This is a genomic window from Pseudomonas sp. Pseusp18 (genome assembly GCF_059506005.1).
In genome coordinates this window covers 131,691-157,391 of record NZ_CP169240.1, presented here as the reverse complement: position 1 = coordinate 157,391, position 25,701 = coordinate 131,691, and the positions used below count along the sequence as shown (strand labels likewise).

Here is a 25,701-nt window from a genome sequence, read left to right as displayed (position 1 = left end):
GCGGGAAAGGTCATCCGACCCGTTACCCGCAGGACCCGCTCCTACAAATCACCGATCACTTCGTGGCGGCGCCATCCGGAACGAACACGTAGCCCACGCCCCAGACGGTCTGGATGTAGCGCGGTTTGGACGGATCGGGCTCGATCATCCGGCGCAGACGGGAGATCTGCACGTCGATGGAACGCTCCAGGGCATCCCACTCGCGGCCACGGGCCAGGTTCATCAGCTTGTCGCGGGTCAGCGGTTGACGGGCGTTCATGACCAGGGCCTTGAGCACCGCGAACTCACCGGTGGTGAGCATGTGCACTTTATCGCCACGCTTGAGTTCGCGGGTGGCCAGGGACAGCTCGTAGTCACCGAAGGTCACGCTTTCGTCTTCGCTGCCCGGCGCACCCGGCACCGGTGCTGCCTGGCGCCGCAGCACCGCTTTGACCCGGGCCATCAGCTCGTCCGGGTTGAACGGCTTGGCCAGGTAATCGTCGGCGCCCAGTTCCAGGCCCTTGATACGGCTCAGCTCGTCGCCCTTGGCGGTGAGCATGATGATTGGAATCTGATTGTTCGCCGTGCGCAGGCGGCGGCAGGCGGTCAGGCCGTCTTCGCCGGGCAGCATCAAGTCGAGGACAACCAGGTTGAACACTTCACGCGCCAGCAGGCGGTCCATTTGTTCGGTGTTCGGGACGGCGCGGGCACGGTAGCCCTTGCTGACGAAAAAGCGTTCCAGCAGGCTGCTTAGCCCTGGATCGTCGTCAACGATAAGAATTTTTTCGCCTTCAGCAGTTTGTGCAGTGCTGCTCATTGGATGCTCCTTTGATCTCGGCGCGCATTATGGCGTAGCTGCCGTTATACGCACCGTGTGCATTGTTAGCAGATTTTTCCTTCACCGCCAGGAAACCAGTCTTTTCGCCTACAGCCTGCAATGCCCCCGAATGACAGAACGCTGGTTATAATGCGCGGCCTTTTGTGTCAGGCAACGTCTGATCGTTATTGCCGGTAACCGCTTTTTATTTTCATGGCGCTGGCAGTAATTGTTCGATTTCACGGGTCAACGGCAAGCCTGTTGATCCAGGTAGCGGCGCTCGCCAGGCCGCTCAACCAGACTCGCGAAGGCCCTATTTCCGCGCCTGCGAGCCTGCTTTCACAATTTGTCAGGTGGTTTTATGGACAGCATCAACAGCCGCATCGCCGAGGAACTCGGCGTCCGCCCACAACAGGTCGAAGCGGCCGTCGCGCTACTCGATGAAGGCTCCACGGTGCCCTTCATCGCCCGCTACCGGAAAGAAGTGACCGGCAGCCTCGATGACACGCAATTGCGTCATCTGGAAGAGCGTCTGCGCTACCTGCGAGAACTCGACGAACGGCGCATCAGCATCCTCGCCAGCATCGAGGAGCAAGGCAAGCTGACCCCTGCACTTGAGCGCGACATCAAGCTCGCCGACACCAAGACCCGCCTCGAAGACTTGTACCTGCCGTACAAGCAGAAGCGCCGCACCAAGGGCCAGATCGCCCTGGAAGCCGGCCTCGGCGAACTGGCCGACGGCCTGTTCAACGATCCAACCCTGAACCCGGAAACCGAAGCGGCGCGCTTCATCGACGCCGAAAAAGGCGTGGCCGATGCGAAGGCCGCCCTCGAAGGCGCCAAGTACATCCTCATGGAGCGCTTCGCCGAAGACGCCGGTCTGCTGGACAAGCTGCGCAATTACCTCAAGCAGGAAGCCACCCTCAGTGCCCGCGTGATCGCCGGCAAGGAAGAGGAAGGTGCCAAGTTCCGCGACTACTTCGAACACGACGAACCACTGAAAAGCATGCCGTCCCACCGCGCACTGGCGATTTTCCGTGGCCGCAACGAAGGCATTCTCAGCTCCGCGCTGAAAGTCGGTGACGAGCTGCCGGGCACCATGCACCCGTGCGAAGGCATGATCGGCCAGCAATTCGGCATCCAGAACCAGAACCGCGCCGCCGACAAATGGCTGGGCGAAGTGGTGCGCTGGACCTGGAAGGTCAAGCTCTACACCCACCTGGAAACCGACCTGCTGGGCGAGCTGCGCGACGGTGCGGAAACCGAAGCGATCAACGTGTTCGCCCACAACCTGCACGACCTGCTGCTGGCCGCGCCGGCCGGCCCGCGTGCCACCCTGGGCCTCGACCCGGGCCTGCGCACCGGCTGCAAGGTGGCCGTGGTCGACGCCACCGGCAAGCTGCTGGACCACGCCACGGTTTACCCGCACGTGCCGCACAACAAGTGGGACCAGACCCTCGCCGTGCTCGCTGCCCTGTGCGCCAAGCATTCGGTGGACCTGATCGCTATCGGCAACGGCACCGCCAGCCGCGAAACCGACAAACTGGCCGCTGAACTGATCAAAAAATACCCAGCCATGAAGATGACCAAAGTCATGGTCTCCGAGGCTGGTGCATCGGTTTACTCGGCCTCGGAACTGGCTTCCAAGGAATTCCCGGACCTGGACGTGTCGATCCGTGGCGCGGTGTCCATCGCTCGTCGCTTGCAAGACCCGCTGGCGGAGCTGGTGAAGATCGATCCGAAATCCATCGGCGTTGGCCAATACCAGCACGACGTGTCGCAGCTGAAACTGGCGCGCGGCCTGGACGCAGTGGTCGAAGACTGCGTGAACGCCGTGGGCGTGGACGTGAATACTGCATCCGTGGCGCTGCTGGCGCGCATCTCCGGCCTCAACGCGACCCTGGCGCAGAACATCGTTGCCCACCGCGACGAGCACGGTGCGTTCAAAACCCGTGCGGCATTGAAGAAAGTCGCCCGCCTGGGTGAAAAAACCTTCGAACAGGCCGCCGGCTTCCTGCGCGTAATGAATGGCGACAACCCGCTGGATTCGTCGGCGGTTCACCCGGAAGCCTATCCGCTGGTGCAGCGCATTGCCGCTGAAACCGATCGCGACATTCGCTCGCTGATCGGCGACGCCGCGTTCCTCAAGCGTCTGGATCCGAAGAAGTACACCGACGAAACGTTCGGCCTGCCGACGGTCACCGACATTCTGCAAGAGCTGGAAAAACCTGGCCGCGACCCGCGTCCCGAGTTCAAGACCGCCGAGTTCCAGGACGGCGTCGAAGACCTCAAGGACCTGCAACTGGGCATGATCCTCGAAGGCGTGGTCACCAACGTGACCAACTTCGGTGCCTTCGTCGACATCGGCGTGCATCAGGACGGTCTGGTGCACATTTCCGCGCTGTCGGAGAAGTTCATCAAGGATCCACGCGAAGCGGTGAAGGCCGGTGATGTGGTCAAGGTGAAGGTCATGGAAGTCGATATCCCGCGCAAACGCGTTGGCCTATCGATGCGCATGAGCGACACCCCGGGAGAGAAAATCGACGGTGCCCGTGGTGCACGTCCGGGGTCGGCTCCGCGCCAATCCCAGAACACCGCGCCGCGCAAGGAAACCCCGGTAGCGGCCCCGACCAACAACGCCATGGCGTCGCTTTTCGCCAACGCCAAGCAGTTGAAGAAACGCTGATGGAGATCCCGGCCGGCTTGACCGAAAGCGCGTTTTTCAAGCTGCTGGGGTGTCGCTTGCACAGCCTGGAAACCGGGGTGGCGCAAGTCGCCCTGGCGCTGGAGCCACAGTTGCGCAATCGCGGCGGCAAGCTGCACGGCGGGGCCTTGTTCAGTCTGGTGGACATTGCCATGGGGCTGGCCTGCTCCAGCACCCACGGCTTTGACCAGCAAAGCGCGACTATCGAGTGCAAGATCAACTACATCCGCGCAGTCGCCGACGGTGAAGTGATGTGCACGGCCAGGGTGATCCACCCGGGCCGCCGCACGCTTGTCGTCGAGGCCGATGTGATGCAAGGCGACAAACTGGTCGCAAAAGCACAAGGCACGTTCGCTGTCCTGTAGCCCCCAATCATCAATTTGAGTTAATTTCGGCGCTGTGACTACAGCGTCGGAGTTTCTCTGGGAGCGCCTGTGGCGAGGGGGCTTGCCCCCGTTTGAGTGCGTAGCACTCACAAGATCTTGAAACATCAGAGGTTTTGGGGCTGCTTCGCAGCCCAACGGGGGCAAGCCCCCTCGCCACGGGCCCGTTCCCAGCGGGGATTGCGGCGCTGGCTGATAGCAGGCCAGTGCGGCCCGAAAACCAGGCGAAAACGCCAGTTTCAACTTCACCCTTGTAGACCGTCTTGCCCACCCCCATATTGGGGCGACTGACGCGTGAAGGAATCCAACTTGAGCGAACTTCTCAACCGCCGCCTGGCTCTGCTCGGCGAGCGCGCTAACCTCTCTCTGCTCGAACAGTGCCTTCACGGCATCGAACGTGAATGCCTGCGCGTGACCGGCGAAGGTCGCCTGGCGCAAACACCGCACCCCGAAGCACTGGGTTCCGCGCTGACCAACGAACAAATCACCACCGACTATTCCGAGTCGCTGCTGGAGTTCATCACGCCAGCCCTGCCAGACCCGGCGCAGATGCTGGCGAGCCTGGACAGTATTCACCGTTTTGCCTACAGCAAGCTCGGCAACGAGTACCTGTGGAGTCCATCGATGCCGTGCCCGTTGCCGGCCGAGGAAGACATCCCGATCGCCTATTACGGCACCTCCAACATCGGTCAGCTCAAGTACGTCTATCGCAAGGGCCTGGCCCTGCGGTACGGCAAGACCATGCAGTGCATTGCCGGGATCCACTACAACTTTTCCCTGCCGGAAAAGCTCTGGCCGCTGCTCAAAGAGGCCGAAGGCTTTGACGGCACAGACCGCGACTTCCAATCGTCGGCCTACATTGCGCTGATTCGCAACTTCCGTCGCTACAGCTGGCTGCTGATGTACCTGTTCGGCGCATCCCCTGCGCTGGACGCCGGTTTCCTGCGCGGTCGCTCGCATCAGCTGGAACAACTGGATCCGGACACTTTGTACCTGCCGTACGCCACCAGCCTGCGCATGAGTGATCTGGGTTACCAGAGCAACGCCCAGGCCGGTCTGACGCCGTGCTACAACGACCTGACCAGCTACACCGACAGCCTGCGCAAAGCGGTGGCTACGCCGTATCCACCGTACGTCGAGGTGGGTACGCACAAGGACGGTGAGTGGGTTCAGCTCAACACCAACATCCTGCAGATCGAAAACGAGTACTACTCCAACATCCGTCCGAAGCGCGTGACCTACACCGGCGAACGGCCGATTCAGGCGCTGGTGGCCCGTGGCATCCAGTACGTCGAAGTGCGCTGCCTGGACATCAACCCGTTCCTGCCGATGGGCATTGACCTCACCGAGTCACGGTTCCTCGACGCTTTCCTGCTGTACTGCGCACTGAACGACAGCCCGCTGCTGACCAGTACCAGCTGCGGTAACGCAACGTCGAACTTCCTCAGCGTGGTCAAGGAAGGTCGCCGTCCGGGCCTGCAATTGCAACGCGACGGGCAAGCGGTGGACATGAAGGAATGGGCCGGCGAATTGCTGGAAAAGATTGCGCCACTGGCGGCGCTGCTGGATCAGAGCCATGGCGGCGATGCCCACAGCAAGGCGCTGGACGCCCAAATGGCCAAGGTCCAGGACTCGTCCCTGACGCCATCGGCCCAGGTGCTGGCGGCGATGGCCGAACACAAGGAAAGCTTCGCCCAGTTCTCCTTGCGCCAAAGCCAGGTGCATGCAGAGTTTTTCTGCAGCGAGCCGCTTTCAGGTGAAGAACAGGCCAGGTTTGAAGAGTTGGCGCGTTCGTCGTTGGCTCAACAGGCTGAGCTTGAACAGAACGAAGTCGGCGATTTCGATGTGTTTGTCGGGTCGTATCAGGCGAGCATTCTGGCGATCAGCAATTAGACGTAAACCTCTGTGGCGAGGGAGCTTGCTCCCGCTCGGCTGCGCAGCAGCCGTAAAATCTGCGACGGTGTTTAATCTGACACAACACCTTCGCTGTTTTTGGGAGTCCTTCGGCCTGGAGCGCCAGCCCGGTCCAGCGGGAGCAAGCTCCCTCGCCACAAGAGCAATACACGACTATTCTCCCTTAGAATTTTCCGCTCATAAGCTCATTCTAAAAAGTTATTTATTTTAAGTTTCTTATATCATTTAGTCTCCTTTCTCGCCGGCTTTCGGTCGTCTGAAAAGGAGCTTCCCGATGAAACTGACTTTCCCCCTTCGCCTCCTGGCGGCCGCGTCGTTGGCTGCGGCGAGTTTCCTGGCTCAGGCGGCAGATGTGACCGTCGCCTACCAGACCACCGTTGACCCGGCCAAAGTCGCCCAAGCCGACGGCGCCTACGAAAAAGCCACCAAAGCCGATATCAACTGGCGCAAATTCGATAGCGGTGCCGACATCATCGCCGCCATCGCTTCCGGCGATGTGCAGATCGGCTACCTCGGTTCCAGCCCCCTGACAGCGGCAATCACCCGCAAAGTCCCGGTGGAAACCTTCCTCATTGCCACCCAGATCGGCGCTGCCGAAGCATTGGTCGCGCGCGACGGTTCCGGGATCAAGACCCCGCAAGACCTGATCGGCAAGAAAGTCGCCGTACCGTTCGTCTCCACCGGCCACTACAGCCTGCTGGCCGCGCTGAAACACTGGAACATCGACCCGTCGAAAGTCACCGTGCTCAACCTCGCGCCGCCAGCCATCATCGCGGCATGGAAACGCGGTGACATCGACGCCACCTACGTGTGGGATCCGGCCCTCGGTGTGGCCAAGGAAAACGGTAAAGTGCTGATCACTTCCGGCGAGCTGGCCAAGTTCGGCGCGCCGACCTTCGATGCCTGGATCGTGCGCAAGGACTTCGCCGAGAAGCATCCGGAGATCGTCACCGCATTCGCCAAAGTGACCCTCGATGCCTACGCCGACTACCGCAAAGACCCGCAAGCCTGGCTGGCCAATCAAAGCAACGTCGACAAACTGGTGAAACTCTCCGGCGCCAAGGCCAGCGATATTCCGCTGCTGCTGCAAGGCAACGTGTATCCGCTGGCGGCTGATCAGGTGATCACCCTCGGTGCGCCGACCACCAAAGCCATTACCGACACTGCGGCGTTCCTCAAGGAGCAGGGCAAGGTCGAGGCCGTGCTGCCGGACTACGCGCCGTACGTCAGCGCCAAGTACATCACCAACTGATCGGGAGTTAACCGCGATGGCTTTGCTACAGCTGGAGCGCATCAGCGCACAGTACCCAGGCAGCACGGAACCTGTGCTGGCGGATATTTCCCTGAGCCTTGGGCCCCAGCAGTTGCTGGTCGCCCTCGGCCCTTCCGGCAGTGGCAAGACTTCGCTGTTGAACCTGATTGCCGGTTTCGTCGAGCCCAGCGCCGGGCGCATCACCCTTGACGGCGTGCCGGTCAAAGGCCCGAGCGCCGAGCGCGGCGTGGTGTTTCAGGACGACGCCCTGCTGCCTTGGCAGGACGTGCTGGCCAACGTCGGTTTCGGTCTGGAACTGGCCGGCATTCCCCGGGACAAACGTGAAATCCGCGCCCGGGAAATGCTCGCGCTGGTGGACCTTTCCGGCTTCGAAAACCGCCGCATCTGGCAACTCTCGGGCGGGCAGAAACAACGTGTCGGCCTGGCCCGCGCCCTCGCCGCCGACCCTCGGGTGTTGCTGATGGACGAACCCTTCGGCGCCCTGGATGCCTTCACCCGCGAACAGATGCAGGAGCTGCTGTTGCAAGTCTGGCAACGTACCGCCAAACCGGTGTTCCTGATTACCCACGATATTGAAGAAGCGGTGTTCCTCGCCACCGACCTGATTCTGCTGGCGCCGAATCCCGGGCAAATCGTCGAGCGTCTGAGCCTGGATTTCGGTCAGCGTTACGCCGCCGGCGAGTCGGCGCGCTCGATTAAATCCGACCCGCGCTTTATCGAAACCCGCGAACACGTGCTCGCCAAAGTGTTCTCCCAACGCAGTGCCGTCCAGCGGCAGGAGCGCGCATGAGCAGTTATGGAATTCCCGCCGCAACGGTGAAACCCGGTTCAAAGGTGAAGGGCTCGGCGGTGATTGCGCTGCGCCGCCGTATCAGCACGCGCTGGATCAGTGTGTTGACCCTGATCGCACTGTTGACGATCTGGTGGGCCGTCACCGCCACCGGATTGATCGAACCGCTGTTCCTGCCGCCCCCCTCCGCCGTGCTGCAAAAAGGCTGGTTGCTGGTGACCAGCGGCTACATGGATTCGACCTTGTGGCAGCACTTGGGCGCGAGCCTCAGCCGCATCGGTTTGGGCCTGGGCTTCGCGGTGCTGACCGCCGTGCCGGTCGGCATTGCCATCGGCCACAACCGAATTGCTCGCGGCATTCTCGATCCGCTGATCGAGTTTTACCGCCCGATTCCGCCCCTGGCCTATTTGCCGCTGATCGTGATCTGGTGCGGCATCGGTGAGCTGTCGAAAGTGTTGCTGATCTACCTGGCGATCTTCGCCCCGATAGCCATCGCCACCGCCACCGGCGTGCGCACCGTCGACCCGGCGAAATTGCGCGCTGCACAGTCGTTGGGTGCGACTCGGGCGCAGTTGATTCGCCATGTGATTCTGCCCAGTGCCTTGCCGGACATTTTGACCGGTGTGCGCATTGGCTTGGGTGTGGGTTGGTCGACACTGGTCGCCGCCGAGTTGATCGCCGCCACCAGCGGTTTGGGCTTCATGGTGCAGTCGGCCGCGCAGTTCCTGGTCACCGATGTGGTGGTGCTGGGGATTCTGGTGATCGCGCTGATCGCCTTCGCCATGGAAATGGGCCTGCGCGCCCTGCAGCGCAAACTGGTGCCGTGGCATGGCCAGGCTCACTGAATATTCAACCAGTGGGAGCCTGTGTGGCGAGGGGGCTTGCCCCCGTTTGAGTGCGTAGCACTCACAAGATCTTTGGTACATCAGAATTTTAAGGGCTGCTTCGCAACCCAACGGGGGCAAGCCCCCTCGCCACAGGTCGCTCCCACAGTCGGCGCCCTGGATTGAAGAGAACCGCCATGAGTAACTTGACCATCGTCCCCCTCAGCTGCGCCCTCGGCGCGCAAATCAGCGGCGTCGACATCAGCCAGCCGCTGAACGTGGAACAACGCGACGCCATCGAGCAGGCGCTGCTCAAGTATCAGGTGCTGTTCTTCCGTAACCAGCCGATCGAGCCACAGCAACAGGCGCGATTCGCCGCCTATTTCGGCGACCTGCATATTCATCCGATCTACCCGAACGTGCCGGAACAACCGGAAGTGCTGATCCTCGACACCGCCGTCACCGACGTGCGGGACAACGCGATCTGGCACACCGATGTGACGTTCCTGCCGACCCCGGCGATGGGCGCGGTGCTCAGCGCCAAGTTGCTGCCGGAGTTTGGCGGCGACACCCTGTGGGCCAGCGGCATTGCGGCGTATGAAGCGTTGTCCGCGCCGATGAAAACCTTGCTCGAAGGGCTGACCGCCACTCACGATTTCACCCGTTCGTTTCCACTGGAGCGCTATGGCAACACGCCGGAAGCCCTGGCCCAATGGGAAGAAGCCCGGCGCAAGAATCCACCGCTGTCACACCCGGTGATTCGCACGCACCCGGTGAGCGGGCGTCGTTCGTTATTCGTCAATGAAGGGTTCACGTCGAAGATCAACGAGTTGTCGGAAACCGAGAGCGAAGTAGTTCTGAAGTTCTTGTTCGCCCACACCACACGGCCGGACTTCACCATTCGCTGGCGCTGGCAGAAAGACGACATCGCGTTCTGGGACAACCGCGTGACCCAGCATTACGCGGTGGATGATTACCGCCCGGCACGGCGGGTGATGCAGCGGGCGACGGTGTTGGGGGATGTGCCGTTTTAAGATCAAAAGATCGCAGCCTTCGGCAGCTCCTACATTGACCGCGTTCGCCGCAAATATTGCGGTCAACCATCGATTCTGTAGGAGCTGCCGAAGGCTGCGATCTTTTGCTTTTTCAGGTTACTCAGCCATCGAAGGCTTCTCCCAAAGGTTGATCCCGCCCTCCTGGGCAAATCGATCAATCTCCGCCAGTTCTTCCACGCTAAAACTCAGGTTCTTCAACGCCCCGACGTTCTCGATGATCTGCTCCGGCCGGCTCGCGCCGATCAGCGCCGAGGTCACCCGTGGGTCGCGCAAGGTCCAGGCCAGCGCCAACTGCGCGAGGCTCTGACCGCGGCGTTTGGCGATTTCATTGAGCGCCCGCACTTGGGCGATGTTGGCTTCGGACAGGTGAGAGGACTGCAATGAATCACCGCCCGGGCGATTGACCCGCGCATCCTTCGGAATGCCATTGAGGTATTTGTCGGTCAACAGGCCCTGCGCCAACGGTGTGAAGGCGATCACGCCGGTACCGAGTTCGTCGGTGACATCCAGCAGGTCCTTTTCCACCCAGCGATTGAGCAGGTTGTAGGCCGGCTGGTGGATCAGCAGCGGGACTTTCCACTCCTTGAGCAACGTGGCCATTTCCCGGGTTTTCACCCCGGAGTAAGACGAGATGCCAATGTACAACGCCTTGCCCTGTTGCACGGCGGTGGCCAGTGCGCTGGCAGTTTCTTCCAGCGGGGTGTCCGGGTCAAAACGGTGGGAATAGAAGATGTCCACGTAATCGAGGCCCAGGCGTTGCAGGCTCTGGTCGAGGCTGGCCAGCACATATTTTCGCGACCCGCCGCCCTGGCCGTAAGGGCCGGGCCACATGTCCCAACCGGCCTTGCTGGAGATGATCAGCTCGTCGCGGTACTGCTTGAAGTCTTCACGCAGCAACCGGCCGAAGTTGATCTCGGCGCTGCCGTACGGCGGGCCATAGTTGTTGGCCAGGTCGAAGTGGTTGATGCCCAGATCGAACGCCGTGCGCAGCAACGAGCGCTGTATGTCGATCGGCGTGCTGTCGCCGAAGTTGTGCCACAGCCCCAGGGACAGTGCCGGCAGCACCAGCCCGCTGCGGCCCACGCGGCGGTATGGGATGGAGTCGTAGCGGTTTTCGGCAGCGGTGTAGGTCATCGAATCCTCTCTTGTGGGTCTTGAATGGGGTATCGACTGCTTTCCAAGCTGCCCAGCATACGCCCAGACAAACGCCAGGAAACCCCGGATTCGACTAATTGCTGAAACGTTTCATAGATTTTCGGTCTTGAGAGTGATCGTTCCCACGCAGGAGCGTGGGAACGATCGGTAGGCCGGCAGTTATTGAGCCCCTGCAAACACCTCCCCCAACCAATCCACAAACACCCGAACCCGTGGCGACATGTGTCGGTTATGCGGATACAACACCGAAACCGGCATCGATGGCGGCGGTGTGTCGGTGAGGATTTCCTGCACCAACCCTTGGCCAATCTGCGTTTCCATTCGGTAATGCGGGCACTGAATCAGCCCCAATCCGGCAATTGCCGAGGCCGCATAAATCTCCGCACCGAACACCGACAACGCTCCCTCGATGGCCACTTCTTTCAGCTCGCCATCCACCATGAACTCGAATGGAAACAGCTTGGCCGTGGTGCGCGAAACGTAGTTCACCGCGCGGTGGTTTTTCAGGTCTTCGAGGTTTTTCGGTTCGCCGTATTTACGCAGGTAAGCCGGGCTGGCGCAGGTGATCTGGCGCAGGTTGGCGACACGTTTACCGATTAGCGCCGAATCGCCCAAGGTGCCGGCGCGCAACACGCAATCAACGCCTTCGGCGATCAGGTCGACGAAGCGGTCGGCTTCGCTGATGGACAACTCGATGTCCGGGTAGCGCGCCATGAATTGCGGCAACGCCGGGATTACAAAATGCTTGGCCAACGTGCCATGCAGATCCACCCGTAATCGGCCTTTCGGCGCAACGCCGCGAAATGCCAGTTCGGCTTCTTCCAGTTCTGCCAACAACTGCACGCAACGCAAGTAGTACGCCTCGCCATCCAGCGTAGGACGGACCTTGCGCGTGCTGCGCTCCAGTAAACGGGTACCGAGCCAGGCTTCGAACTGATTCAGCGTATGGGTCAGGGTGGCACGCGGCAGGTTCAGGTCATCGGCCGCGAGCGTGAAGCTGCTGCGCTCGTAGATCCGCACGAAAACCTTCATCGCCTTGACTTGATCCATACGGCGCTCCTGACGATCGATTGTTGGCGATTATTGAACAGTAAAGGCAACTCTCGTGCATCTATCACCCTGAGTAAACATGTGAATCTGGCTCCACACCCCAGCCACTCCAAGGAATCAACGCCATGACTACTCAAACTTCGAAAGTTGCCATCGTGACCGGCGCCTCCCGCGGCATCGGTGCCGTGATCGCCCAGCAACTGGCCAGCCAGGGTTTCGCCGTCGCCATCAACTACGCTAACAGCGCCACCGTGGCGTCGGCACTGGTGGTAAAACTGCGTCAGGCCGGTCACCGGGCCATAGCGATCAAGGCTGATGTGGCCAACGCCGACGATGTACGCCGGCTATTCGACGAAGCCGAAACCCAACTGGGCAAGGTCGACGTGCTGGTCAATAACGCCGGCATCCTCAAAGTGCTGCCGCTGGCGCAACACAGCGACGAACTGTTCGACCAGAACTTCAACATCCACGCTCGCGGCACTTTCAACACTCTGCGTGAAGCGGCAACGCGCCTGAACAGTGGTGGCCGAATCATCAACTTCTCCAGCAGCACCGTCGGCATGAACCTGCCGGGCTATGCGGTGTACATCGCCAGCAAGGCGGCAGTGGAATCCCTGACCCAAGTGTTCGCCAAGGAAATGCGCGGTCGCAACATCACTGTCAACGCCGTGGCCCCGGGCCCGGTCGCCACCGACCTGTTCCTGCACGGCAAGAGCGAAGAACAGATCCAGACCTTCGCCAAGATGCCACCGCTGGAACGCCTGGCTCAGCCAGAAGACATCTCCCGCGTCGTGTCCTTCCTGGTCGGCCCGGATTCGGCCTGGGTCAACGGGCAAATCCTGCGCGTTAACGGCGGGTTGGTTTAACTATGCTCGATGTATTGGGCCGTAAGGCAGCACACATCTGAAGGACGGAACGCATCATGCACACCACGATCATCATCTTCTTCGGCCTGATCCTGCTGGCACTGATGCTGTTCATCGGCGAGAAAATCGGTTTCTCCCGTCAGACCCTGGCCTACAGCTTTGTCGTGCTGTGGCTGGCGTTGACCTTGATCAACGGCGCAGTCGGAATGGTCAACGCTGGCCAACCGTTGAGCGCGGAACTGGTGGTGGGCAGCGCGGTGTTCGGCGTACCGGTGGCGGCACTGGTGCTGTTCATGGTGTTGAGCAGCGAGACCTGAGCGCCACCGGTCGATCAACGCACCAGATGCAAGAACTGCATGTGCCGTTCGTACTGGTCAAGGATGTCGTTGATCACCTGATCCTCGGTGTAACCCACCAGATCGTAGTCCTGACTGCCCTCGCGCAAATGCACTTCGGCACGGTGGTAACGACGGTTGTTGAGTTGCTTGGAACCCATGCCGCCACGGGCGAAGGACGGGGTGAAGTAGCCACGCATTTGCACCTGATAGATGAACGGATGCAGTTCGCCGTGACCGATTTCCAGGCTAACGTTGTCGTTGGCCGGATCGGGCTGAGTGACCACATGCAATCCCTTCTCGACAAACACGGCGGTCACTTCCTCAATGGCCGGGCGCACCGTTGTATCAAGGAAGCGATAAACCTCATCCCGAGACGGGAAATGCACTGCCTGACTCAAGCGCTGACGCCAACCGCCGCGCCGTGATCCAGATGCCGGTGCGAGGGAATGCAATTGCGCGATCTGTTTCTGCGACTCCAGATAAAACGCCTTGTGCAGACCCCACATCATCAGCAGCAAAATCATCGAGAACGGTAACGACGTCAGCACCACCGCCGACTTCAATGCGTCGATGCTGCCGGAGAACAACAGCGCACTGGTCACCAGTGCCGTCATCGCGCCCCAGAACACTCGCAGCCATTTCGGCCCGTCCTCATCGGGATTGCCACCCTTGGCGGACAAGGTCGACAACACCACGGTGCCGGAGTCGGCGGAGGTGACGAAGAACACGAAGCTGATGAACACCGTGACCGCGATCACGGTTTTGCTCCACGGGTAGGTCTCCAGCAGCAGGTAAAGCGTCATCGACGGGTTGTCGATGGCCGACATGCCGAGCGCGCTCATGCCGTGGTTGAGCACCTGATCGATGGCGCTGTTGCCGAAGATCGACATCCACGCCAGGGTGAAACCGAGCGGGATCAACAGCACGCCGAAGACGAATTCGCGGATGGTCCGGCCACGGGAAATCCGCGCAATGAACAGGCCCACGAACGGCGACCATGCAATCCACCAGGCCCAGTAGAACACCGTCCAGCCGCCCAGCCAGTCGCTGGGTTTGTCATAGGCGTAGAGGTCGAAACTCTTCATCGGCAAGGCACCGAGGTAATCGCCGAGGTTCTGGATAAGGGTATTGAGCAAGTGCTGGGTGGGGCCGGCGAACAACACGAACAGCAGCAGCGCACAGGCCAGCAGCATGTTGATGTCGGACATCACCCGCACGCCTTTATCGACGCCAGACACCGCGACGATGATCGCCGCGCCCATCATCAGCGTGATCAGGCCGACCTGAATCCACTGGGTGTGGGCGATGCCGAACAGGTAATCCAGGCCGGAGTTGAGGTGCAATACGCCAAAGCCCATGTCGGCACCGAGGCCGAACACCGTGGCGATGATGCCGAAGCCGTCCACCGCGTAACCGATGGGCCCGTTGATGCGCTTGCCGATCAGCGGGTACAGCGCCGAACGCAGGGCCAGCGGCAGGTTATGTCGATAGGCGAAATAGGCCAGCGCCATGCCGACGAAGGCGAACACGCCCCAGCCGTGCAGGCCCCAGTGCAGAAACAGAATCTGCATCGCCTGACGCGCCGCCTCCGCCGTACCGGCCTCGCCTTGCGGTGGTTGCACCAAATGCGTAAGTGGTTCGGACACGCAAAAGAAAAACAGCGTGATGCTGATCCCGGCGGCGAACAGCATGCCGGCCCAGGACAAGTAACTGAATTCGGGCTCGTCGTGGTCGGCACCGAGCTTGATCTTGCCGTAGCCGGACAAGGCGGTGACCACCACGAAGACCAGATACAGCGTCATCGCGAGCATGTAGTACCAGCCGACCGTGTTGGCCGCCCAGTTTTGCGCTTGCAACAGCCAGGCACCGGCCTGTTCGGGGATCGCCATGACCACGACGGCGAACAACAAAATGAAGGTCGCCGCGAAATAAAACACCGGCGGATTCATGCGGACCTGGCCGCTTGCGGGGATGGACGATGCACTCACGAAAGGTGCACCTCGAGGGGGGAAAACGTGGCTGTAAAAATCGGACTCAGCAAAGGCAAGCCTCCTGTTGTGAGCGGGCGGCGAACCACCGGTTTAACTTGAATGAACGTTCAAGTTAAACATGAATAGGGTGCTAAGGACTAATCGCAGGGCTCGGCGGTAGCTCGTCTCACCCTGGCTGAAGGAAGGATTGTGGCGAGGGGGCTTGCCCCCGTTGGGCCGCGAAGCGGCCCCAAAAATCGCGACCGCCTCTATGTGGATTTAACTGGTTATCTATATTGCGGTTGCTGCGCAACCGAGCGGGAGCAAGCTCCCTCGCCACAAAAAGCGCAAAGTGTCACCTGGCTTACTTCTGCGTCCCGTCATCATGCTGCAGATTCGCCTGGGTCAGGTTGCACCCCGCTGGCACGCTGCGGGTCAGCCAGACGTTGCCACCAATCGTCGAGCCCTTGCCGATGGTGATCCGTCCCAGAATCGTCGCGCCGGCATAGATCACCACGTCGTCCTCGACGATCGGATGCCGCGGATGGCCCTTCTGCAACTGGCCGTCTTCGTCCGCCGGGAAGCGCTTGGCGCCCAACGTCACGGCCTGATAAATCCGCACCCGCTCACCAATGATCGCGGTTTCGCCGATCACCACACCCGTACCGTGGTCGATGAAGAAACTGCGACCGATCTGCGCGCCAGGATGGATGTCGATACCGGTGGCCGAGTGGGCGATTTCCGCGCTGATCCGCGCCAGCAACGGCAACCCGGCGCGGTACAAATGGTGGGCCAGGCGATGGTGAATCACCGCCAGGATTCCCGGGTAGCACAGCAACACTTCATCGACACTGCGAGCCGCCGGATCGCCGTGATAGGCCGCCAACACGTCGGTGTCCAACAGGCTGCGCAATTCCGGCAGAGCGAGGGCGAAGTCCTGAATGATCCGGATGGCCTTGGCTTCGACTTCAGAGTCGCCCCCGGCACTGTGACGAGCGACGTAGCGCAATTCGAGCCGCGCCTGAGCCAGCAATGCATTCAACGCCACGTCGAGTGTGTGGCCGACGTAGAAGTCCTCACTCTCCTCACGCAAATCCACCGGCCCCAGACGCATCGGAAACAACGCACCGCACAAGGCTTCGAGAATGTCCGCCATGGCCGCTCGGGACGGCAACTCGCGACCGCCCTGCTCGGTGCTGGCGCGGCCGTTTTGTGCGCGCCACTGGTCGCGCGCCGTACGCAGTTGGCTGACGATGGTCTGCAATTGCCAATGGCTGGAACGCTCGCTCACGGTAAAAACTCCTCACGGGCGGCCGGACTGTCTGGCCGCGCTGACGGCGATTACTTTACGGCAACGACTTGCAGCCGAATTAAGAACCAATAGTGCTGGGAACAATACTTTTGGCTATAAGCGATTGGCAGTTGCCCCGCTAAATACCCGTGCCTATAGTCCAGACATCTTTCTCCGCCAGTACGGACCCATGATCAAACAACAGCTTGCCCGTTTTAACCGCCTCGACCTGCTCGGTCACCCTACCCCGTTGGAAAAACTCGAACGCTTGTCGACCTGGCTGGGCCGCGATGTGTACGTCAAACGCGATGACCTGACGCCATTGGCACTGGGCGGCAACAAGCTGCGCAAACTCGAATACCTCGCCGCCGATGCCCTGGCCCAGGGCGCCGATACACTGATCACCGCTGGCGCGATCCAGTCCAACCACGTGCGCCAAACCGCCGCCATTGCGGCCAAGCTTGGCCTGGGCTGCGTGGCGCTGCTGGAGAACCCGCTCGGCACTGACGATAGCAACTACCTCGGCAATGGCAATCGGCTGTTGCTGGACCTGTTCGATGCCAAAGTCGAGTTGGTGGAAAACCTCGACAATGCTGACGAGCAATTGCAAGCGCTGGCCGCACGTCTGCGCAGCAACGGCAAGAAACCCTATCTGGTGCCGATTGGTGGCTCCAATGCGGTGGGCGCTTTGGGTTATGTCCGTGCAGGTCTGGAACTGGCCGAGCAGATCAAGGACACCGGGCTGCAATTCGCCGCCGTAGTCCTGGCTTCCGGCAGTGCCGGCACCCATAGCGGCCTGGCGCTGGCATTGAGCGAAGTACTGCCGGATTTGCCAGTGATCGGCGTGACCGTTTCCCGTAGCGATGAAGCTCAACGACCGAAAGTCCAGGGCCTCGCCGAACGCACTGCCGAGCTGTTGGGCGTGGACCTGCCGGCGAGTTTCAAAGTCGAACTGTGGGACGAATATTTCGGCCCGCGTTATGGCGAGCCGAATGCCGGGACGCTGGCGGCGGTGAAGCTGTTGGCGAGCCAGGAAGGGTTGTTGCTGGACCCGGTGTATACCGGCAAGGCCATGGCCGGTTTGCTCGACGGCATCGGGCGCCAGCGCTTCGATGACGGCCCGATCATCTTCCTGCACACCGGCGGGGCACCGGCGTTGTTTGCCTACAAAGATTTTCTGTAACCGATAGTCCTGTGGCGAGGGGGCTTGCCCCCGTTGGGTCGCGCAGCGGCCCCTTGTGTCCGGCAGTCATATCGAGTCAGCAGACATTACGACTGCTTCGCAGCCGAACGGGGGCAAGCCCCCTCGCCACAGGAATGCACCCCTCAAATATTCATTTAAAGAATAACAAACTTAATATTTATTATTTTCCAATCTAAAAATCCCATCATATAGTCGCGCCGCAGGCGAATTTGCAGCGAGACGCATAAGCTGCTTTAGGGCAGGATATCGCAGTCGTTCAAATCCCGAATTTGCCAACTTTCCTTAAGCGTCTTCCATAAGAAAACACAGGGGCTTGTCATGAATTTTTCCGCACTACGTAGAAATCTGCTGGTGGGCTCGTTGGGCCTGGCGCTGAGCGCCGGCCTGCTCGGGCAAGCGGTTGCCGGAGAGCAACTGCAAAAGATCAAGGACGCGGGCGTGATCAACGTCGGCCTGGAAGGCACTTATCCACCGTTCAGCTTCGTCGACGAGGCCGGCAAACTGAGCGGCTTCGAAGTCGAGTTCTCCGAAGCCTTGGCCAAAGAGCTGGGCGTGAAGGTCAAACTGCAGCCGACCAAATGGGAAGGCATCCTCGCGGCCCTGGAATCCAAGCGTCTGGACGCGGTGATCAACCAGGTGACCATCACCGAAGAGCGCAAGAAGAAGTACGACTTCTCCGAGCCGTACACCGTTTCCGGGATTCAGGCGCTGACCCTGACCAAAAACAAAGACACCATCAAGACCGCCGCCGATCTGGCCGGCAAGAAAGTCGGCGTAGGCCTGGGCACCAACTACGAGCAGTGGGTGAAAGAGAATGTGCCGAAGGCTGACGTCCGCACCTACGAAGATGACCCGAGCAAGTTCCAGGATCTGCGCGTCGGCCGCATCGACGCCATTCTGATCGACCGCCTGGCCGCGCTGGAATACGCCAGGAAGGCCAAGGACACTGCCGCCGCCGGCGAAGCGTTCTCCCGCCAAGAGGCCGGTATTGCCCTGCGCAAAGGCGAGCCTGAACTGCTGGCCGCGGTGAACAAAGCCATCGACAAGCTGCGTGCCGACGGTACGCTGAAAAAGCTTTCGGAAAAATACTTCAGCGCTGACGTCACTCAATAATGGGAGAAGCTTTCCAACTCGCGCTGGACTCCGCGCCCTTCCTGCTCAAGGGCGCGTATTACACGGTCATCCTGAGCCTGGGCGGAATGTTCTTCGGCCTGCTGATGGGCTTCGGCCTGGCGTTGATGCGCCTGTCGCGCTTCAAACTGGTGAGCTGGATTTCCCGCATCTACGTGTCGTTCTTTCGCGGCACGCCGTTGCTGGTGCAACTGTTCGTGATCTATTACGGCTTGCCGCAATTGGGCATCGAACTTGATCCGCTGCCGGCGGCCCTGATCGGTTTCTCGCTGAACATGGCGGCCTACGCCTGCGAAATCCTGCGTGCCGCGATCAGCTCCATCGAGCGCGGCCAATGGGAAGCTGCGGCCAGTATCGGCATGACCCGCGCGCAAACCCTGCGCCGGGCCATTCTGCCGCAAGCGATGCGCACGGCCCTGCCACCGTTGGGCAACAGCTTCATCTCGCTGGTCAAGGATACCGCGCTGGCGGCCACCATTCAGGTGCCGGAGCTGTTCCGCCAGGCACAGCTGATCACCGCCCGTACCTTCGAAATTTTCACCATGTATCTTGCCGCCGCGCTGATCTACTGGGTTCTGGCCACGGTGCTTTCGCACCTGCAGAACAAGTTGGAAGAGCGGGTCAATCGGCACGACCAGGAGTCCTGACCCAATGATTGTCGTGGAAAAACTGACAAAGCAGTTCAAGGGTCAGGTGGTGCTCAACGGCATCGATCTGCAGGTGAAGGAAGGCGAGGTAGTGGCAATCATCGGCCCCAGCGGCTCGGGCAAGACCACGTTCCTGCGTTGCCTGAATTTTCTGGAAGAACCCACCAGCGGCCGGATCAAGGTCGGCGACATCGAGATCGATGGCAGCCGCCCCCTGAACCAGCAGCAGAGCCTGGTACGGCGCCTGCGCCAGCACGTGGGTTTTGTGTTCCAGAATTTCAACCTGTTCCCCCATCGCACAGCCCTGGAAAACGTCATCGAAGGCCCGATCGTGGTGAAAAAAATTCCACGGGCCGACGCCGTTGCCCTGGGTAAAAAGCTGTTGGCCAAGGTCGGCCTGGCGGGCAAGGAAGACGCTTACCCGCGTCGCCTTTCCGGCGGTCAGCAACAGCGGGTGGCGATTGCCCGGGCGCTGGCGATGGAACCGGAAGTGATCCTGTTCGATGAGCCAACCTCGGCGCTGGACCCGGAACTGGTGGGCGAAGTGTTGGCGACCATCCGCGGCCTGGCCGAGGAGAAACGCACCATGGTGATCGTCACCCACGAAATGGGTTTTGCTCGGGACGTGGCCAACCGTGTGGTGTTTTTCGACAAGGGTGTGATCGTCGAACAGGGCGAAGCCAAGGCGCTGTTTGCCAACCCGAAAGAAGAACGGACGAAGCAGTTTCTCAGCAAATTCCTTAACAACGCTTAGTTCAATCCCCACTCAAAAACTGTCAACTTCCATGGACGGAAGTGGCACTTTCTCCGACTTATGAAATCCTGTCATCGCCATCAACGACTGCCTTGATTCACTCCGATCATAGATAACTTCCCACCCTCCCATGCGGTACATATATATGTCCTGCAATAGATTCACCTCGCTTAAAATCCATAAAAATCCTCGCCACCTACAGTCAATGGGTTGCTGCCTCCAAGGCATACACACCCCCAAATACCGGACTGAATTCGACAGGACAATGGGGTTTATTAACTACACCGTGTAGGAGATTTCTGAATAACCCAAGAACCAACCTTTAATCGACAAACACTATTGACACCTATTCGAACCCACTCTTATCTAGTCTCCAACAAGCGACTTTCATCAAACTCGATCACTCTTCAAATACACAAAAAGTGAATCGTTTTGTTGCCTGGTAATTCACGCCTTTCGATCTTTCAGAAACGGACTTCGCGGTAAGGCTTCAAGGAGAGAACCCCATGACAAGCACTTCGAACAAACCCGAACTTGCAGCCCCGACCCTGGCGCAAACTCACAAGGCCGGCATCAGCATCACCTCGGCCGCTCATCTTATGATCGACGTGCCGACTTATCCCGGCATGGACGAAGGCGACCTGATCGAGCTGTTCTGGAACAACTGCTACGTGGCCTCCAGCGTGTTGGGGACTGACCATGGCGGCAAAGCGGTGAGCCTGCGGGTGCCGGAAAGCTTCATTGCCAACGGTTCTGCTCGCGTCCATTACAAGGTCATGCAGATCGGGCAAGGGCCAGCGATATCACCGGCGGCGCACGTCCAGATCAAACTCGATTGCCCCGGCGGCCTGCCCTCGCCCCTTTGCGATGAGGAAAACCAGAGCCTGGCGCCGGTGTTCATCCCCGAGACCATTCGCCGTCAGGGGGTCAATCCGAACCAGGTCAAGCGCGGTGTGCCATTGACCATCGAACCGTATCTGAATATGGCCACCGACGACGAAATCACCCTGCGCTGGGGCGATGTGCGCATGGACCTGCCCAAACTCAAGGCCGACGATGTGGGTCAGCCGATTCACGTCTGGGTGCCACCGGCAATCATTCTCGAAGCCGGCGAAGACCTTCGACTGGAAGTGACTTACTGCATCCTCGACCGGGTGGGTAACAACTCGCGCTGGGCACCGGCCCGCACGCTGAAGATCGGCTGTGCCAATCCTTACCTGAAAGTGCCGCCCAAAGAAGTGCTCAAAGCTGCTGAATCCCGAAAGAAGTGAAAAAACTTGCTGTAATCACCGACCTCGTGGGGAGGGGCTTTTGTGGCGAGGGGGCTTGCCCCCGTTGGACTGCACAGCAGTCCCCGATTTTTTGAACGCCTGATGTTGTGTCAGGCAAACCACATGTGCTGGATTTACGACTGCTTCGCAGCCGAACGGGGGCAAGCCCCCTCGCCACAGGAGTTCAGATCAGACCTTCTATACATATTCCTAAAAGTTAGTTCATTAATTATTTATACGCGTTTAGGGTATATACACCGGACCACCGGACATTCGTGTTTTTCGTTCGCCGCAACACCTGCGGCGTTTTCATGAGATGTGAGGTAGGTATGGTCCGGAACACAATCACCCCAGTGCAAATCGCCAGGGCATTGCGTGCAGCCAAGGAGCGGCACTGATGTCCAGTCTGGCAGATGCAATCATCCAGAGTGATCTGGACATCGCCCCGTTGTTGTTGCCCGCGCAGGTCTTGCGCAACGACGCACAAGCCATCAAGGCTGCCCAAGAGCTGGCGCAAGTCGCCCGCCTGCACGCCGCCAAACGTGACCAGCAGCGCAAGTTGCCCTGGTCGGAAATCGAACAGTTCACCCGCAGCGGCCTGGGCAGCATTGCCATCCCGCGTGAGTACGGCGGCCCACAGGTTTCATTCGTCACCGTTGCCGAAGTCTTCGCGATCATTTCCGCAGCCGACCCGGCCTTGGGGCAGATCCCGCAGAACCAGTTCGGGATTCTCAACCTGATACTGGGCAGTGCCACCGAGTCGCAGAAAAAGCAGCTGTTCAAAAGCGTGCTCGAAGGCTGGCGGATCGGTAACGCAGGCCCTGAGCGCGGTACCAAAAATACCCTGGAGCTCAAGGCGCGAATCACCGCCGACGGCGATGGCTTCGTCATCAACGGGCAGAAGTTCTACTCCACCGGCGCATTGTTCGCCCATTGGGTGGCCGTCAAGGCGCTGAACGACGACGGCAAGCAAGTGCTGGCCTTCGTTCGGCGCGGCACGCCGGGCTTGCGCATCGTTGATGACTGGTCAGGTTTCGGCCAGCGCACCACCGCCAGCGGCACCATTTTGCTCAACAACGTGCGGGTCGACGCCGAGCTGGTGGTGGACAACTGGAGGATCAACGACAGCCCGAACACTCAGGGCGCCGTGTCGCAACTGATTCAAGCAGCCATCGACGCCGGCATCGCCCGGGGCGCAATCGATGACGCCATCGAATTCGTGAAAACCCGTGCCCGGCCCTGGATCGACGCCAAGGTCGAACGGGCCAGCGACGACCTCTACGTGATCGCCGATATCGGCAAGCTGAAAATCGAACTGCACGCCGCCGAAGCGCTGCTGCGCAAGGCCGGGCAAGTGCTCGATCAGGTCAACGCCGCGCCGCTCACCACCGAGTCCGCGGCCCGCGCCTCGATTGCCGTGGCCGAGGCCAAAGTGCTGACCACCGAGATCTCGCTGCTGGCCAGCGAAAAACTCTTCGAACTGGCCGGCAGCCGCGCCACCCTCGCCGAATTCAACCTCGACCGCCACTGGCGCAATGCCCGGGTGCACACGCTGCACGACCCGGTGCGCTGGAAGTATCACGCGGTTGGCGCTTATCACTTGAACGGCACGTTGCCGGCTCGCCACTCCTGGATTTAACGACCAGATCGCTGGAGAAACACATGTCTCTTTCTCGAAACGTCGCGGTCATTACCAGCGATGAGCAAGCCCTGATCGTCGCCGGTGACCTGGCCGACGACTTCAAACGCGACAGCGCCCTGCGCGACCGCGAACGTCGTTTGCCGCACCCGGAACTGGAAGTGTTTTCCCGTTCGGGCCTTTGGGGCATCAGCGTGCCAAAGGAATACGGCGGCGCCGGGGTTTCCAACGTCACCCTGGCCAAAGTGATCGCGTTGATCGCCCAGGCTGACGGCTCCCTGGGGCAGATCCCGCAGAACCATTTCTACGCCCTCGAAGTGCTCCGTGTGAACGGCAGCCATGGGCAGAAAAAGCGCCTGTACGCCGAAGTGCTGGCCGGCCAGCGTTTCGGCAATGCACTGGCGGAACTGGGCACCAAAACCGCCCATGACCGCGTCACCCGCCTGACCCGCGACGGTGACGGTGACGGTGACGGTGACGGTGACGGCTATCGCATCAACGGCCGCAAGTTCTACGCCACCGGCGCCATTTACGCCCAGCGCATCCCCACCTCAGTAGTGGATGAAAACGGCGTGCAGCAGCTGGCCTTCGTCCCGCACAACAGCAAAGGCCTGACGGTCATCGATGACTGGAGCGGCTTCGGCCAGCGCACCACCGGCAGCGGTTCGGTGGTGTTCGAGGATGTCTACGTTGCCGCCGAGGACGTGATTCCATTTCAAAGCGCGTTCGAACGCCCGACCACTGTCGGTCCATTGGCGCAGATTCTCCACGCCGCGATCGATACCGGCATTGCCCGCGCAGCCTACGAAGATGCATTGCATTTCGTGCGCACCAAAACCCGGCCGTGGATCGACGCCACGCATGAAACAGCCACCGAAGACCCGCTGACCATCAAGAGTTTCGGCCACTTGAGTATTCGTCTGCACGCCACCGAAGCCTTGCTGGAACGCTCCGGCGAATTCCTCGACCGAGCCCAGGCCGACACCAATGCCGAAACCGTTGCAGCTGCATCGATTGCGGTTGCCGAAGCCCGGGCCATCAGCACTGAGATCTCCCTCGCCGCCGGCAGCACGCTGTTCGAACTGGCTGGTAGCCAGGCGACCCTGATCGAACATGGCCTCGATCGCCACTGGCGCAACGCCCGGGTGCACACCCTGCACGACCCGGTGCGCTGGAAGTATCACGCGGTGGGCAATTACTACCTCAACGATGAAAACCCGCCGTTGCGGGGGACCATTTGATGAGCAAAAAGAAGATCCTGCTCAACGCGTTCAACATGAACTGCATCGGGCACATCAACCATGGTCTGTGGACCCATCCACGGGACACGTCCACCCAGTACAAGACGATCGAATACTGGACCGAACTGGCGCAACTGCTGGAGCGCGGACTGTTCGACGGTCTGTTCATCGCCGACATCGTCGGCGTGTACGACGTCTACCAGAACTCGGTCGACGTGCCGCTCAAAGAGTCGATCCAATTGCCGGTCAACGACCCGCTGCTACTGGTCTCGGCCATGGCCGCGGTCACCAGGAACCTCGGCTTCGGCCTGACCGCCAACCTGACCTACGAGCCGCCGTATCTGTTCGCCCGACGCCTGTCGACCCTCGATCATCTGAGTCGCGGCCGGGTCGGCTGGAACATCGTCACCGGCTATCTGGACAGCGCCGCCAAGGCCATGGGCCTCAGCGAGCAGGTGGAACACGACCGACGCTACGACCAGGCTGACGAATACCTGCAAGTGCTCTACAAACTCTGGGAAGGCAGCTGGGAAAACGGCGCGGTACTCAACGACCGCGAGCAACGGATCTACGCCCAGCCAGACAAAGTGCACAAGGTCGAGCACAAGGGCGAGTTCTATCAGGTCGAGGGATATCACCTCTGCGAGCCGTCGCCGCAACGCACGCCGGTGCTGTTCCAGGCCGGCAGCTCCGATCGCGGCCTGCTGTTCGCCGGTCGGCATGCCGAGTGTGTGTTCATCAGCGGCCAGAACAAACCGGCGACCCGGGTTCAAGTGGACAAGGTTCGCGCCAGCGCCGTCGAGGCCGGGCGCAAGCCTGAGGACATCAAGGTGTTCATGGGCTTGAACGTGATCGTCGGCGCCACCGAAGAACTGGCCTGGGCCAAGCATGCCGAGTACCTGAGCTACGCCAGCGCCGAGGCCGGCGTGGCGCACTTTTCGGCGTCCACCGGGATCGATTTTTCCGAGTACGAACTCGACGAACCGATCCAGTACGTGAAGAGCAACGCCATCCAGTCCGCCACCAGGAACCTGCAAAACAACGACTGGACCCGCCGCAAACTGCTGGAACAACACGCCCTCGGCGGCCGCTACATCACCGTGGTCGGCTCGCCTGAGCAAGTAGCGGATGAGCTGGAATCATGGATCGCCGAAACCGGCCTCGACGGCTTCAACCTGACAAGGATCGTCACCCCGGAAAGCTATGTGGATTTCATTGAGCTGGTGATTCCCGAGTTGCAACGCAGGGGCTCGTACAAGACCGCTTACGACGACGGCAGCCTGCGGGAAAAACTGTTCCAGCGTGACGCGCATTTGCCTGAGCAACACACGGGCTCCCATTACCGACACTAAAACCTGTGGCGAGGGAGCTTGTCGGAACGCCGCATCGCCCCGCTCGACTGCGC

22 protein-coding genes are annotated in these 25,701 nt (G+C 60.5%); 17 read left to right on the top strand and 5 right to left on the bottom strand.

Going from position 1 to position 25,701, the window contains the following annotated elements:
* Nucleotides 1–55: 55 nt before the first annotated feature.
* Nucleotides 56–796: an osmolarity response regulator transcription factor OmpR gene (gene ompR / locus ACEN9A_RS00590; RefSeq protein ID WP_007939544.1), complete on the bottom strand. Its 741-nt coding sequence runs from the start codon at nucleotides 794–796 to the stop codon at nucleotides 56–58.
* 361 nt (nucleotides 797–1,157) lie between these two features.
* On the opposite strand from ompR, the gene ACEN9A_RS00585 reads away from it, so the two are divergent.
* The 7 genes from ACEN9A_RS00585 (at nucleotide 1,158) to tauD (ending at nucleotide 9,718) form a co-directional block, all read left to right on the top strand.
* Nucleotides 1,158–3,482, top strand: coding sequence for a Tex family protein (locus ACEN9A_RS00585; protein WP_258671962.1), 2,325 nt, complete (start codon nucleotides 1,158–1,160; stop codon nucleotides 3,480–3,482).
* Nucleotides 3,482–3,865, top strand: a complete 384-nt coding sequence (locus ACEN9A_RS00580) for a PaaI family thioesterase (RefSeq protein WP_258671961.1) — start codon at nucleotides 3,482–3,484, stop codon at nucleotides 3,863–3,865. Before ACEN9A_RS00585 ends, ACEN9A_RS00580 begins: the two co-directional genes overlap by 1 nt.
* 327 nt (nucleotides 3,866–4,192) lie before the next feature.
* Entirely contained in the window at nucleotides 4,193–5,776 is a 1,584-nt protein-coding gene (gene gshA, locus ACEN9A_RS00575; RefSeq protein WP_258671958.1) for a glutamate--cysteine ligase, read from the top strand.
* 295 nt (nucleotides 5,777–6,071) lie between these two features.
* The gene (gene tauA, locus ACEN9A_RS00570) at nucleotides 6,072–7,049 is read left to right on the top strand and encodes a taurine ABC transporter substrate-binding protein (protein ID WP_258671957.1); all 978 of its coding nucleotides are present in this window, start codon (nucleotides 6,072–6,074) and stop codon (nucleotides 7,047–7,049) included.
* Between the two features lie 16 nt (nucleotides 7,050–7,065).
* A complete protein-coding gene (tauB, locus tag ACEN9A_RS00565) occupies nucleotides 7,066–7,860 on the top strand; it encodes a taurine ABC transporter ATP-binding subunit (protein WP_258671955.1) in 795 nt (264 codons plus the stop codon).
* On the top strand, nucleotides 7,857–8,705 hold the full coding sequence (gene tauC / locus ACEN9A_RS00560) for a taurine ABC transporter permease TauC (RefSeq protein WP_258671954.1): 849 nt from the start codon (nucleotides 7,857–7,859) through the stop codon (nucleotides 8,703–8,705). The genes tauB and tauC overlap by 4 nt, the downstream gene beginning before the upstream one ends.
* Before the next feature lie 176 nt (nucleotides 8,706–8,881).
* A complete protein-coding gene (gene tauD / locus ACEN9A_RS00555; protein ID WP_258671952.1) occupies nucleotides 8,882–9,718 on the top strand; it encodes a taurine dioxygenase in 837 nt (278 codons plus the stop codon).
* A 117-nt stretch (nucleotides 9,719–9,835) separates the two neighbouring features.
* Here the strand turns inward: tauD and mgrA are convergent, their stop codons facing one another.
* Entirely contained in the window at nucleotides 9,836–10,873 is a 1,038-nt protein-coding gene (mgrA, locus tag ACEN9A_RS00550; RefSeq protein WP_258671949.1) for an L-glyceraldehyde 3-phosphate reductase, read from the bottom strand.
* 180 nt (nucleotides 10,874–11,053) lie between these two features.
* A complete protein-coding gene (locus ACEN9A_RS00545) occupies nucleotides 11,054–11,944 on the bottom strand; it encodes a LysR family transcriptional regulator (protein ID WP_258671947.1) in 891 nt (296 codons plus the stop codon).
* Nucleotides 11,945–12,069: 125 nt separating this feature from the next.
* Between ACEN9A_RS00545 and ACEN9A_RS00540 the strand changes: the two genes are divergently transcribed.
* Nucleotides 12,070–12,810: an SDR family oxidoreductase gene (locus tag ACEN9A_RS00540; RefSeq protein ID WP_258671945.1), complete on the top strand. Its 741-nt coding sequence runs from the start codon at nucleotides 12,070–12,072 to the stop codon at nucleotides 12,808–12,810.
* 56 nt (nucleotides 12,811–12,866) lie between these two features.
* Nucleotides 12,867–13,127, top strand: a complete 261-nt coding sequence (locus tag ACEN9A_RS00535) for a hypothetical protein (RefSeq protein ID WP_018929330.1) — start codon at nucleotides 12,867–12,869, stop codon at nucleotides 13,125–13,127.
* A gap of 14 nt (nucleotides 13,128–13,141) precedes the next feature.
* Here ACEN9A_RS00535 and betT read toward each other — a convergent pair whose 3' ends face one another.
* Nucleotides 13,142–15,097: a choline transporter BetT gene (gene betT / locus ACEN9A_RS00530; RefSeq protein ID WP_258674127.1), complete on the bottom strand. Its 1,956-nt coding sequence runs from the start codon at nucleotides 15,095–15,097 to the stop codon at nucleotides 13,142–13,144.
* A gap of 385 nt (nucleotides 15,098–15,482) precedes the next feature.
* A complete protein-coding gene (gene epsC / locus ACEN9A_RS00525; protein ID WP_007939563.1) occupies nucleotides 15,483–16,409 on the bottom strand; it encodes a serine O-acetyltransferase EpsC in 927 nt (308 codons plus the stop codon).
* A gap of 190 nt (nucleotides 16,410–16,599) precedes the next feature.
* Between epsC and ACEN9A_RS00520 the strand changes: the two genes are divergently transcribed.
* The 8 genes from ACEN9A_RS00520 (at nucleotide 16,600) to ACEN9A_RS00485 (ending at nucleotide 25,648) form a co-directional block, all read left to right on the top strand.
* On the top strand, nucleotides 16,600–17,592 hold the full coding sequence (locus ACEN9A_RS00520) for a D-cysteine desulfhydrase (RefSeq protein ID WP_258671943.1): 993 nt from the start codon (nucleotides 16,600–16,602) through the stop codon (nucleotides 17,590–17,592).
* Between the two features lie 339 nt (nucleotides 17,593–17,931).
* Nucleotides 17,932–18,726, top strand: coding sequence for a cystine ABC transporter substrate-binding protein (tcyJ, locus tag ACEN9A_RS00515; RefSeq protein WP_019581730.1), 795 nt, complete (start codon nucleotides 17,932–17,934; stop codon nucleotides 18,724–18,726).
* Nucleotides 18,726–19,391 carry a cystine ABC transporter permease gene (gene tcyL / locus ACEN9A_RS00510; RefSeq protein WP_007939566.1) on the top strand — a complete coding sequence of 222 codons (666 nt, stop codon included), beginning with the start codon at nucleotides 18,726–18,728 and terminating at the stop codon, nucleotides 19,389–19,391. The genes tcyJ and tcyL overlap by 1 nt, the downstream gene beginning before the upstream one ends.
* Before the next feature lie 4 nt (nucleotides 19,392–19,395).
* A complete protein-coding gene (gene tcyN / locus ACEN9A_RS00505) occupies nucleotides 19,396–20,145 on the top strand; it encodes an L-cystine ABC transporter ATP-binding protein TcyN (protein WP_007939567.1) in 750 nt (249 codons plus the stop codon).
* Between the two features lie 506 nt (nucleotides 20,146–20,651).
* On the top strand, nucleotides 20,652–21,416 hold the full coding sequence (locus tag ACEN9A_RS00500) for a hypothetical protein (RefSeq protein WP_258671942.1): 765 nt from the start codon (nucleotides 20,652–20,654) through the stop codon (nucleotides 21,414–21,416).
* Between the two features lie 397 nt (nucleotides 21,417–21,813).
* On the top strand, nucleotides 21,814–23,055 hold the full coding sequence (locus ACEN9A_RS00495; protein WP_111453977.1) for an SfnB family sulfur acquisition oxidoreductase: 1,242 nt from the start codon (nucleotides 21,814–21,816) through the stop codon (nucleotides 23,053–23,055).
* Nucleotides 23,056–23,078: 23 nt separating this feature from the next.
* The gene (locus tag ACEN9A_RS00490) at nucleotides 23,079–24,296 is read left to right on the top strand and encodes an SfnB family sulfur acquisition oxidoreductase (RefSeq protein ID WP_258671940.1); all 1,218 of its coding nucleotides are present in this window, start codon (nucleotides 23,079–23,081) and stop codon (nucleotides 24,294–24,296) included.
* Entirely contained in the window at nucleotides 24,296–25,648 is a 1,353-nt protein-coding gene (locus ACEN9A_RS00485; RefSeq protein WP_258671938.1) for an LLM class flavin-dependent oxidoreductase, read from the top strand. The genes ACEN9A_RS00490 and ACEN9A_RS00485 overlap by 1 nt, the downstream gene beginning before the upstream one ends.
* Nucleotides 25,649–25,701 lie beyond the last annotated feature (53 nt).